General features: G+C 43.9%; 4 protein-coding genes, 1 tRNA gene and 2 rRNA genes (1 of these 7 cut by a window edge). All 7 read left to right on the top strand.

Annotated elements, in window-relative coordinates; all coding sequences use genetic code 11:
* Positions 1-22 precede the first annotated feature (22 nt).
* Complete coding sequence (locus SanJ4206_RS01370; RefSeq protein WP_157622004.1) at positions 23-1,918, top strand: M13 family metallopeptidase; 1,896 nt, start codon at positions 23-25, stop codon at positions 1,916-1,918.
* 224 nt (positions 1,919-2,142) lie between these two features.
* Positions 2,143-3,906, top strand: a complete 1,764-nt coding sequence (locus SanJ4206_RS01375; RefSeq protein WP_003028889.1) for an ABC transporter ATP-binding protein/permease — start codon at positions 2,143-2,145, stop codon at positions 3,904-3,906.
* Entirely contained in the window at positions 3,896-5,563 is a 1,668-nt protein-coding gene (locus tag SanJ4206_RS01380) for an amino acid ABC transporter ATP-binding/permease protein (RefSeq protein WP_003028887.1), read from the top strand. Before SanJ4206_RS01375 ends, SanJ4206_RS01380 begins: the two co-directional genes overlap by 11 nt.
* 203 nt (positions 5,564-5,766) lie before the next feature.
* On the top strand, positions 5,767-8,268 hold the full coding sequence (gene leuS / locus SanJ4206_RS01385; RefSeq protein ID WP_003028886.1) for a leucine--tRNA ligase: 2,502 nt from the start codon (positions 5,767-5,769) through the stop codon (positions 8,266-8,268).
* 369 nt (positions 8,269-8,637) lie between these two features.
* A 16S ribosomal RNA gene (locus SanJ4206_RS01390) occupies positions 8,638-10,193 on the top strand.
* A 56-nt stretch (positions 10,194-10,249) separates the two neighbouring features.
* A tRNA-Ala gene (locus SanJ4206_RS01395) sits at positions 10,250-10,322 on the top strand.
* Between the two features lie 264 nt (positions 10,323-10,586).
* Positions 10,587-11,692 (top strand): 23S ribosomal RNA (locus SanJ4206_RS01400); it runs 1,795 nt beyond the window's last position.
* The 16S and 23S rRNA genes sit together here with 1 tRNA gene alongside, the layout of an rRNA operon.

The following is an 11,692-nucleotide window of genomic DNA, read 5'->3' on the forward strand; positions in this document are numbered from 1 at the left end:
AAACAATGAAAGCGAGAACAAGATGACACGTTTACAAGATGACTTTTTTAATTATGTCAATGGTGAATGGGAAAAAACTGCTGTGATTCCTGAGGACAAGCCTGTGACAGGTGGATTTATGGATTTGGATCAAGATATTGAAAAATTGATGCTAGCAACAACTGATAAATGGTTAGCAGGTCAAGATGTTCCAGAAGATCCAATTTTGCAAAATTTTGTGAAATACCACCGTTTGGTGGCAGATTTTGACGGACGGGAACGAGCAGGAGTTACCCCTGCAATGCCGCTTGTGGAAGAATATAAAGCTTTAAGTTCTTTCAAGGAGTTTGCAGCGAAGATTGCTGAGTATGAAATGGCTGGAAAGCCGAATGCTTTTACTTTTGACGTCGCGCCAGACTTTATGAATGCGCAAATGAATGTTCTCTGGGCTGATGCACCTGGAATCATTTTGCCAGATACAACCTACTATGAAGAAGGAAATAAAAAAGGTAAGGAATTGCTGGCAATCTGGCGGAAAATGCAGGAAGAACTGCTGCCTAAATTTGGCTTTTCGAAAGAAGAAACAAAAGATATTTTAGATAAATATCTGGAATTGGATGCTAAATTAGCCAAGTATGTCCTGTCAAATGAAGAAAGCTCAGAATATGTGAAATTATATCATCCTTATGATTGGGCAGATTTCACGAAGCTAGCTCCAGAGTTGCCACTTAATGCGATTTTTACAGAGATTTTGGGACAAATTCCAGACAAGGTGATTGTTCCGCAAGAGCGCTTCTGGAAAGAGTTTGCGGCGGAATATTATTCAGAAAAGAATTGGGCTGCTATCCATGCAGGATTGAAATTGTTTGCGGCTGGAGCGTGGACTTCTTTACTCACTGAAGAAATTCGTGTCCTTTCAGGGGCCTATGCACGCGCTATCTCAGGTGTCCCAGAACCCCGTCCAAAAGAAAAGGCAGCTTACCAGCTAGCGCAAGGTCCGTATAACCAAGCCCTTGGTCTTTGGTATGCGGGAGAAAAATTCTCACCTGAAGCAAAAGCAGATGTAGAGCACAAAGTTGCTGCTATGATTGATGTTTATAAGTCGCGTCTGGAAACGGCGGATTGGCTCGCTAAGGAAACACGTGACAAAGCGATTGTTAAGCTCAATGTCATCACACCGCATATCGGCTATCCAGAGAAATTGCCAGAAACCTATGAGAAAAAAGTGATTGATGAGAATTTGAGCTTAGTTGAGAATGCTCGAAACTTAGCAAAAATTTCTATTGCGCATACATGGAGCAAGTGGAACAAGGAAGTGGATCGCAGTGAATGGCACATGCCAGCTCATATGGTCAATGCATATTATGACCCACAGCAAAATCAAATTGTGTTCCCAGCAGCTATTCTCCAAGCGCCATTTTATGATTTACATCAATCTTCATCAGCCAACTATGGCGGCATCGGTGCGGTGATTGCTCATGAAATTTCTCATGCCTTTGACTCAAATGGAGCTTCATTTGACGAACACGGAAGTTTGAACAATTGGTGGAAGCCAGAAGATTACGAGGCCTTCCAAGCACGTACTCAAAAGGTGATTGAGCAATTTGACGGACAGGATTCTTACGGTGCTAAAGTCAATGGGAAACTAACTGTTTCAGAAAATATTGCAGACCTTGGTGGTATTGCGGCAGCGCTGGAAGCCGCTAAGAAAGAAGCAGATTTCTCTGCAGAAGAGTTCTTTACGAATTTTGCTCGTATCTGGCGCATGAAAGCTCGTCCAGAATACATGCAAATGCTAGCCAGCGTGGACGTGCATGCTCCCGGAAAACTCCGGACAAATATTCAATTGCCAAACTTTGATGATTTCTTTACGACTTTTGATGTTAAAGAAGGTGATGGCATGTGGCGCAAACCAGAAGAACGCGTGATTATTTGGTAATGGTATCACTTTACTCAAAACCAGTTGGAATGGTCAGCTGGTTTTTTGTATGTTTAGCGTAGAGAGGCTGGCTAATTGATTTGTCTTATGAATAAATTTCACAAGGAAGGAAAGTTTTCATGGACTGCACAAATTAAAAAAACTGAAAATTTAATTTATTTCTCTGCTTGGGAGTGTTATAATGAATAAATATAGGATAGAATGAAGAACGTGAGGAGAAAGTGATGACAGAAGAGCAAGAAAAAATATCACGAGGCAGAAAGAAAGAGCTGATTGCTCGTTTGAAAGAACTGATCCAGCCTAAAATGAAACTGATTTATCTATCGGCTTTTTTAGCTTGGCTTCAATTCATCATGCGGATTTTGAGCTTTGCATTGATAGCAAAAGTTTTGTCGGATTTATATGAGGGAATACCATTGAATTTTTTGTCGGTTCTTTTTTGGCTGTTTTTCTTTTCTTGTTTAGGTTTTGCGCTTTCGCTTCTGGCGAAAAATTTTCAAGGAGTAGCTTCGCAGTTTGCTCGCAACAAACTAAAAGCAGCATTTTTTCAGGCTTTCGTAGATAAAGACGGAGAATTTCAGGATAGTAAGACGGCTGCAGATGTTTTGACGGTAGCGTCACAAGGAATTGACAGTTTGGATACGTATTATTCTTATTATCTCCCCTTAAATCTACGAACGTATTTGAATTGCTTGACAGTGTTGGTGATTGTGTTTTTTCTGTTCCCTACTGGCGGTTTGATTTTTATTCTTTCGCTGCCTTTGATTCCTATGTCTATCATTCTCATGCAGAAGCGTTCGCGCAGGATTATGAATCGTTACTGGGCTTCTTATATGGATGTTGGCGATCTCTTTTTAGATGATCTTCAGGGGCTGAACACTCTTTATTCTTATCAGGCAGATGCAAAATATGAAAAGGAATTTGCAGCGCAAGCAGAGGATTTTCGTGATGCAACTATGGAACTTCTAGGATTTCAGCTGCAGTCAGTTGGCTACATGGATGCAGTCATGTACTTGGGGATTGGCGTGTCAGGATTCGTTGCAGCTTCCATGTTACAAGCAGGGCACTTATCACTGTTTGCTATGATTTACTTTGTTTTCATTGCAACTGAGTTTTTCACGCCGATTCGTGAAGCCGGTTATGGAATGCATTTAGTTATGATGAATACCAAAATGGCCGATCGAATTTTTGGGTTTTTGGATTCGATTGAAAAAGAAGCAAAAGAGGAACAGCAGGAATTGCCTCCTTTTAGTGAATTGACAGTTAGTGGCTTAGATTTTGCTTTTGCGGATAGAAAATTATTTGAAAATCTAAGCTTTAAAATGAAACGTGGACAAATCTTAGCCATTGCAGGAGAAAGCGGCCGTGGGAAAACAACGTTAGCCAAGCTGTTGTTGGGGAAACGACAGGCGGACAGAGGTTCCATTTTCTTAGGAGAAAAAGAAATCAAAAGCCTATCCAAATCAACCATTTATCAGGAAGTCATGTATGTGTCAGCAAATAGTGTTCTTTTAAACGCATCCATTCTTGAAAATTTACAGTTGGCGGTAGATTGGTCGCGGGTTGAATTAGAGGACTGGCTGGCTGAAAAAGGCGTTTTAGCGTTTGTAAGAGATCTTCCTCAAGGTCTCGATACTCTTGTGGGGGAAAACGGCAGTCAATTATCACCGGGGCAACGCCAGCAGATCATTTGTGTGCGAGCTATCTTGGCCAAGCGTTCACTCTATCTGTTTGATGAAGTGACATCCAGTGTAGATAAAGACAATGAAGTGGCTATCTATGATTTGCTAAATTTGGTAGCGCAAGACGCACTTGTCATTGAGATTACTCACAAGATGAAACAAGTCGTTAAAGCAAGTCAAGTTCTCTTTATAGGAAAAGAAAAAACGGTTTTGGGAACACCGGCAGAAGTCTATGAACAGAGTGAAGAATACCGCCAATTGGCAAATACCCAGCAAGAATTGGAGGAATTAACGCATGGAAACTAAAAAACGTTACACAACTCGTGTTATCCTCAGCAGACTTTTTCAGGTGATGAACCATTTGCTCCCTTTTATCGCTCTAGCGGTTTTCTTTGCGGTACTTGGCTTTGTCACAACGGTGACAATTCCAACTCTTGTGATTGTATTAGGTTTTCATGCTTTGAATGGTCAGCAGCCTGCTTGGTGGAGTCTGATTTTACTGATTGGACTAGCCCTGGCTCGGGGCGCCTTTCGTTATGGCGAGCATTATTTCGGGCATTTTGTTGCCTTCCATTCTCTGGCAGATTTACGTAAGCTCATTTTTGCGAAGCTACGCCGTTTGGCACCAGCAAAGTTGGATCGTCAGGACAGCGGCAAATTGCTCAAGATGATTGGTGAAGATATTGAAGCGCTGGAAATCTTTTTTGCACATACGATAGCTCCTATTTGTACAGGGTTCTTGACAGCTCTTTTGATGGGAATGTATTTTGCATATTTCTCGTTTTGGTTTGCTTTAGTGACTTTAATGACTTATGGGATTTTAGCTATTATTTTACCGAGAATGTTTGCTCTCGGTTTACAAGATATTTTGCAGAAGCAAAATCAGGAACGCTCGAATTATGTTTCTTTTTTCTTGGAAAGTCTGAAAGCGATGGGCGATTTGTCTCAATTTGGCAAGAGTCACGAACGATTTGCAGAATTGACGGGCAAAAGTCAGACTGTGAACCAGTTGGAAAGACAGGTTACCCAGAAACAATATCTACAGCAAACGGTAACCTTTTTGGTGGTGGGACTGTCTCTTACAAGCGTTGCTCTTTTGGCATTCTATCAAGTGGGAAATCATCAGTTATCTTGGCAGGAAGCGGTTCTCGTTTTAGTTGCTTTTTCTAGCTCTTTTGCTCCTTTTTTAGAATTAGGACGCCTGCCTTTAGGATTTAAACGTGCTATGAATGCTGGTCGTACTGTTTTTGCTCTCTTAGATGAGGTAGAGCCCGTCCAAACTGGTCAGGAAATAGCTGTCACTTTAGACGATATTCTGATTGAGAATATGGATTTTGCTTACGACAATCGTCAGCAAAAGCTGTTTAATAATTTCTCTGCACATTTTGAAAAAGGGAAGATTATTGGCTTGATTGGTAAGAGTGGTAGTGGTAAATCAACCCTGATGAAGCTCATTATGCGTTGGTATGACAGCAATGCTGGTTCAGTCTTTCTTACTGGTGTAAACTCCAGAGAAGTTAATCGTCAGCATTTGCAGGCTTCCTTTGCTTATGTACCACAGATAGCTCAGCTTTTTCATCAATCTTTGAGAGAAAATCTCTTACTGGGGAGAAACGACATTAGTGATGAAAGTATCTGGAAGTTGGCAGAAAGATGCCGACTAAAAGAGTGCCTAGAAAGATTGCCGAATGGTTTGGATACAATTATTGACGGTGAACGTGACTTTTCAGCTGGAGAAAGACAGCGTTTAGAGCTTATGCGGGCACTCTTGAAAAAGGCGGATTGTTATATCTTTGATGAGCCGACTAGCAATCTTGATTCGCTCAACGAAGCGGCGTTTCTATCTATTGTAAAAGAAGAATGCCAAGGAATGATTTTTATGATTTCACACCGTACGTCAACAGTGGCATTTGCAGGTGAAATCTATGAATTGGACGCATCGCGGTTAAAGCGACTGCAATAAAAAGGGTAGAATAAATGCTAGGCTTCATATTTGAGGATTTTCCATTTAGCTATGGAGTTAAAACTTCTCAATAAAATGAGCTAGAAAACAAATCCAGTTAGTAAAGTATTCTTTTTTGATTATGTTTCCTCTTTCCCTAATTATGCCTTTTAAAATCGCCTAAAAATGGTATAATAATAACATCACAAAATTGGAGTGAATCAATGACTTTTTATAATCACAAATCAATTGAAAAAAAATGGCAACATTATTGGGCTGAAAATCATACCTTCAAGACAGGAACAGATGCTGACAAACCAAACTTTTATGCGCTGGATATGTTTCCTTACCCATCTGGAGCAGGTCTGCACGTAGGACACCCAGAAGGCTACACGGCGACTGATATTCTCAGCCGTTTCAAACGTGCTCAAGGTTACAACGTTCTTCACCCAATGGGCTGGGATGCTTTTGGGCTTCCTGCTGAGCAATACGCGATGGACACAGGAAATGACCCAGCTGAGTTTACGGCAGAAAATATTGCCAATTTCAAACGCCAAATCAATGCACTGGGCTTCTCTTATGACTGGGACCGTGAAGTGAATACAACGGATCCTAACTACTACAAATGGACTCAGTGGATTTTCACAAAATTATACGAAAAAGGCTTGGCATACGAAGCCGAAGTGCCAGTTAACTGGGTTGAAGAACTAGGTACAGCCATCGCCAACGAAGAAGTCCTTCCTGACGGGACATCTGAACGTGGTGGCTACCCAGTTGTCCGCAAACCCATGCGCCAATGGATGCTGAAAATCACAGCTTATGCTGAACGTCTGCTGGAAGATTTAGAAGACCTTGATTGGCCAGAGTCTATCAAGGACATGCAACGTAACTGGATTGGTAAATCAACTGGTGCCAATGTTACCTTTAAAATTAAGGGTACTGACAAAGATTTCACCGTATTTACAACTCGTCCAGATACATTATTTGGTGCGACTTACGCTGTTTTAGCGCCTGAGCACCCACTTGTTGAAGCTATTACAACACCAGAACAAGCGCAAGCAGTTGCTGACTACAAACATCAAGCAAGCCTTAAATCTGACCTTGCTCGTACGGACCTTGCTAAAGAAAAAACAGGTGTTTGGACTGGTAGCTATGCCATTAACCCAGTAAATGGTAAAGCAATGCCAATCTGGATTGCTGATTATGTTCTTGTAAGCTACGGTACTGGTGCTATCATGGCGGTTCCTGCTCACGATACACGTGACTGGGAATTCGCAAAACGATTCGGTTTGGAAATCATTCCAGTTCTTGAAGGCGGAAATGTTGAAGAAGAAGCTTACACAGAAGACGGACTTCATATCAATTCTGGTTTCCTAGACGGTCTTGATAAAGCGCAAGCTATTGACAAAATGGTTGAATGGCTTGAAGCAGAAGGCGTTGGTAACAAGAAAGTGACTTACCGCTTGCGTGACTGGCTCTTCTCACGTCAACGTTATTGGGGTGAACCAATCCCAATCATCCATTGGGAAGACGGCACAACAACAGCTGTTCCAGAAGAGCAATTACCACTTGTATTGCCAGTAACCAAAGATATCAAACCTTCCGGTACAGGGGAATCCCCACTTGCTAACTTGACCGATTGGCTGGAAGTGACCCGTGAAGACGGGGTGAAGGGCCGCCGTGAAACCAATACTATGCCTCAATGGGCTGGTTCCAGCTGGTATTATCTGCGCTATATTGATCCACACAACGATGAAAAATTAGCAGATGAGGAATTGCTCAAGGCTTGGTTACCAGTTGATATTTACATCGGTGGTGCAGAACACGCTGTGCTTCACCTTCTTTACGCTCGTTTCTGGCATAAATTCCTTTATGATTTAGGTATCGTTCCAACCAAGGAACCATTCCAAAAGCTCTTTAACCAAGGGATGATTTTGGGAACAAGCTATCGTGACAGCAGAGGAGCTCTGATTGCCAGTGATAAAGTTGAAAAACGTGATGGCTCCTTCTTTAACATCGAAACCGGTGAAGAGCTGGAGCAAGCTCCGGCGAAGATGTCTAAATCACTTAAAAACGTTGTGAACCCTGATGATGTGGTTGACCGTTATGGTGCGGATACGCTGCGCGTGTACGAAATGTTCATGGGACCGCTTGATGCGTCAATCGCTTGGTCTGAAGAGGGTCTTGAAGGCTCGCGTAAATTCCTCGACCGCGTTTACCGCTTGCTGACTAGCAAGGAAATTGTGGCAGAAAACAGTGGTGCGCTTGATAAAGTCTACAACCAGACAGTCAAAGCTGTAACTGAGCAGATTGAAGAACTCAAGTTCAATACAGCCATTGCCCAGCTCATGGTCTTTGTTAATAGCGCCAACAAGGAAGACCGTCTCTATGTGGAATATGCAAAAGGCTTGATCCAACTCCTAGCTCCATTTGCACCGCACTTGGCAGAAGAACTCTGGCAAGGATTGACACAATCAGGCGAGTCTATTTCATACGTTCTTTGGCCAACCTGGGATGAAGCAAAACTCGTTGAAGACGAGATTGAAATTGTTCTCCAAATCAAGGGCAAAGTTCGTGCGAAACTCGTTGTAGCAAAAGATTCCAGCCGTGAAGAACTTGAAAAACTTGCTCTTGCCAACGAAAAAATCAAGTCAGAAATCGCTGGCAAAGAAATCATCAAGGTGATTGTAGTCCCTAACAAACTTGTTAATATTGTTGTTAAGTAATAGGTTCTGTTAGCCGTAACCCCAACCTTCAATAGCTTCTCAGGCTATTGAAGTCACCTAAATTGGCGAATATTGTTGCGAAATAAAAGAAAAATGAGGATTCTGATAACATTTGGAATCCTTTTTTGCTACCTTAAACTAAAAAAGCTTAAACTTACAAACAAGAAAAATAATAAAAGATGAAAAAAGTTATTGACAAGAAGAGAAGGAGGTGATATACTAAGATAGTTGTCGCTTGAGGGGCGACAAAGACCTTTGAAAACTGAACAAGACGAACCAATGTGCAGGCGACTGTTTAAGAACAGTCCGTCAAACATTAAAAAGAAACAATAAATCTGTCAGTGACAGAAATGAGTGAGAGCTCAAACTTTATATGAGAGTTTGATCCTGGCTCAGGACGAACGCTGGCGGCGTGCCTAATACATGCAAGTAGGACGCACAGTTTATACCGTAGCTTGCTACACCATAGACTGTGAGTTGCGAACGGGTGAGTAACGCGTAGGTAACCTGCCTATTAGAGGGGGATAACTATTGGAAACGATAGCTAATACCGCATAACAGTATGTAACACATGTTAGATGCTTGAAAGATGCAATTGCATCGCTAGTAGATGGACCTGCGTTGTATTAGCTAGTAGGTAGGGTAATGGCCTACCTAGGCGACGATACATAGCCGACCTGAGAGGGTGATCGGCCACACTGGGACTGAGACACGGCCCAGACTCCTACGGGAGGCAGCAGTAGGGAATCTTCGGCAATGGGGGGAACCCTGACCGAGCAACGCCGCGTGAGTGAAGAAGGTTTTCGGATCGTAAAGCTCTGTTGTTAAGGAAGAACGAGTGTGAAAATGGAAAGTTCATACTGTGACGGTACTTAACCAGAAAGGGACGGCTAACTACGTGCCAGCAGCCGCGGTAATACGTAGGTCCCGAGCGTTGTCCGGATTTATTGGGCGTAAAGCGAGCGCAGGCGGTTAGAAAAGTCTGAAGTGAAAGGCAGTGGCTCAACCATTGTAGGCTTTGGAAACTGTTTAACTTGAGTGCAGAAGGGGAGAGTGGAATTCCATGTGTAGCGGTGAAATGCGTAGATATATGGAGGAACACCGGTGGCGAAAGCGGCTCTCTGGTCTGTAACTGACGCTGAGGCTCGAAAGCGTGGGGAGCGAACAGGATTAGATACCCTGGTAGTCCACGCCGTAAACGATGAGTGCTAGGTGTTAGGTCCTTTCCGGGACTTAGTGCCGCAGCTAACGCATTAAGCACTCCGCCTGGGGAGTACGACCGCAAGGTTGAAACTCAAAGGAATTGACGGGGGCCCGCACAAGCGGTGGAGCATGTGGTTTAATTCGAAGCAACGCGAAGAACCTTACCAGGTCTTGACATCCCGATGCTATTTCTAGAGATAGGAAGTTTCTTCGGAACATCGGTGACAGGTGGTGCATGGTTGTCGTCAGCTCGTGTCGTGAGATGTTGGGTTAAGTCCCGCAACGAGCGCAACCCTTATTGTTAGTTGCCATCATTGAGTTGGGCACTCTAGCGAGACTGCCGGTAATAAACCGGAGGAAGGTGGGGATGACGTCAAATCATCATGCCCCTTATGACCTGGGCTACACACGTGCTACAATGGCTGGTACAACGAGTCGCAAGCCGGTGACGGCAAGCTAATCTCTGAAAGCCAGTCTCAGTTCGGATTGTAGGCTGCAACTCGCCTACATGAAGTCGGAATCGCTAGTAATCGCGGATCAGCACGCCGCGGTGAATACGTTCCCGGGCCTTGTACACACCGCCCGTCACACCACGAGAGTTTGTAACACCCGAAGTCGGTGAGGTAACCGTAAGGAGCCAGCCGCCTAAGGTGGGATAGATGATTGGGGTGAAGTCGTAACAAGGTAGCCGTATCGGAAGGTGCGGCTGGATCACCTCCTTTCTAAGGAAAAAACGGAAGCCATTGAGTTTGTCTTGTTTAGTTTTGAGAGGTCTTGTGGGGCCTTAGCTCAGCTGGGAGAGCGCCTGCTTTGCACGCAGGAGGTCAGCGGTTCGATCCCGCTAGGCTCCATTAGGATAGAATCCTACTGAACTTAATAAAGAAGTGAAGTTGCATATGAGACTAACTTCTTAGGAAAAAAGATAAACTTCCTTGTGTTCGACGAACACAGCGTCAGTTTCCTATTTTTCTACAGAAGTTTTCGCAAGCGAACCGTCTCTTAATATCCTAAGATTAGCACATTGAAAATTGAATAACGATATCAAATAGTAACAAGAAAATAAACCGAAAACGCTGTGAATATTAATGAGTATATGACTGAGAGGTCAAAGATAAGGTTAAGTTAGTAAGGGCGCACGGTGGATGCCTTGGCACTAGGAGCCGAAGAAGGACGTGACAAACGACGAAATGCCTTGGGGAGCTGTAAGTAAGCGTAGATCCAGGGATATCCGAATGGGGGAACCCAGCAGGTACTACCTGTTACCCATCTCTGTTAAGGAGATGAGGAGGAAGACGCAGTGAACTGAAACATCTAAGTAGCTGCAGGAAGAGAAAGCAAAAGCGATTGCCTGAGTAGCGGCGAGCGAAAGGGCAAGAGGGCAAACCGAGAAGTTTACTTCTCGGGGTTGTAGGACTGCGATGTGGACTTAAAGATTATAGAAGAAAACCTTGGGAAAGGTTGCCAGAGAGAGTAAGAGCCTCGTATTTTAAATAGTCTTTATACCTAGCAGGATCCTGAGTACGGCGGGACACGAGGAATCCCGTCGGAATCTGGGAGGACCATCTCCCAACCCTAAATACTCCCTAGTGACCGATAGTGAACCAGTACCGTGAGGGAAAGGTGAAAAGCACCCCGGGAGGGGAGTGAAAGAGAACCTGAAACCGTGTGCCTACAACAAGTTCGAGCCCGTTAATGGGTGAGAGCGTGCCTTTTGTAGAATGAACCGGCGAGTTACGTTATGATGCGAGGTTAAGTTGAAGAGACGGAGCCGTAGGGAAACCGAGTCTGAAGAGGGCGCCATAGTATCATGACGTAGACCCGAAACCATGTGACCTACCCATGAGCAGGTTGAAGGTGAGGTAAAACTCACTGGAGGACCGCACCAGGGCACGTTGAAAAGTGCTTGGATGACTTGTGGGTAGCGGAGAAATTCCAAACGAACTTGGAGATAGCTGGTTCTCTCCGAAATAGCTTTAGGGCTAGCGTCGACAGAAAGATTCTTGGAGGTAGAGCACTGTTTGGGTGAGGGGTCCATCCCGGATTACCAATCTCAGATAAACTCCGAATGCCAAAGAATTATGGTCGGCAGTCAGACTGCGAGTGCTAAGATCCGTAGTCGAAAGGGAAACAGCCCAGACCACCAGCTAAGGTCCCAAAATAATTGTTAAGTGGAAAAGGATGTGGGGTTGCACAGACAACTAGGATGTTAGCTTAGAAGCAG

This window comes from Streptococcus anginosus, from assembly GCF_001697145.1.
In the GTDB taxonomy this organism is placed as follows: domain Bacteria; phylum Bacillota; class Bacilli; order Lactobacillales; family Streptococcaceae; genus Streptococcus; species Streptococcus hominis.